This window comes from Mucilaginibacter sp. P4_E8, assembly GCF_056401495.1.
Genome location: NZ_JBFUJG010000451.1, coordinates 1 through 601, shown reverse-complemented (window position 1 = coordinate 601; position 601 = coordinate 1). Strand labels below are relative to the sequence as shown.

Here is a 601-nt window from a genome sequence, read left to right as displayed (position 1 = left end):
TATGAGCCTGCTGAGTTTGTTTAAGATCTTATTATACCGTTATACGGGTCAGGGTGATATCAGTGTAGGGAGTCCGATAGCAGGTCGCCAGCAGCAGGAGACGGAAGGGATGATCGGTTTTTTCATCAATACGCTGGTATTGCGGAGTGAGCTGAGCAGTGATATGAGTTACCGGGAGTTGCTGGGATCTGTACGTAAGACGACACTGGAGGCATATGAGCACCAGGAGATCCCGTTCGAGAAGATAGTAGAGATCCTGGGCGTGGAGCGTGACCTGAGCCGCAGTCCCTTATTCCAGGTAAAGTTCGCTTTACAGAATGCACCCGGCGGTGGAGCGCTTGACCTTGGGGCAGTAGTGCTGGAAGCGGAGGGCACCGGCTTGGTAAACGCACAGCTGGATATCAGTTTGGATATAATGGAATCATTAGGGGGTCTTCATCTGGGCCTGACGTATTGCAGGGATCTTTACCGTCCTGAAACGATGGAGCGCATGCTGGATCATTATGAGCGTTTGCTGAGAGCGGTAGTATCGGATAGCGAACAGCGCATCGGTGATATCGAGATCCTGAGCGAGCAGGAGCGTGAACAGTTATTATATGAG

At 51.4% G+C, this 601-nt stretch carries 1 protein-coding gene; it reads left to right on the top strand.

The window, feature by feature from the left end; genetic code table 11:
• The coding region (locus tag AC1DRQ_RS32050) for a condensation domain-containing protein (RefSeq protein WP_477430284.1) at positions 1 to 601 on the top strand (601 nt) is incomplete at both ends.